The following is a 243-nucleotide window of genomic DNA, read 5'->3' as shown; positions in this document are numbered from 1 at the left end:
CAAGGCTCAACGCTGGTGCCTGGGCCTGGCGCTTTGGAACGGGCGCGACACGATCATCAAGGAGCGTCTGTTCGGTTTGAATAACGCCGAGGGCAACCACGGTGAAGACGTCAAGGAGCTGTACTTTTTCGTCGATGGCGTACCGAGCCATGCCTATATGCGCATGCTCTACAAATACCCGCATGCCGCGTTTCCTTATGCGGACCTGATCGCCGAGAACGCCCGCCGCGGGCTTGAAGATGC

Annotated in this window: 1 protein-coding gene; it reads left to right on the top strand. The window is 58.8% G+C overall.

Going from position 1 to position 243, the window contains the following annotated elements:
* Positions 1-243 (top strand): hypothetical protein (locus tag KZZ07_RS27320; RefSeq protein WP_219520175.1); only part of this gene is annotated, 243 nt, incomplete at both ends.

It is taken from the genome of Mameliella sp. CS4, from assembly GCF_019392335.1.
GTDB lineage: Bacteria > Pseudomonadota > Alphaproteobacteria > Rhodobacterales > Rhodobacteraceae > Antarctobacter.
This window is presented reverse-complemented; position numbering and strand designations above follow the sequence as displayed.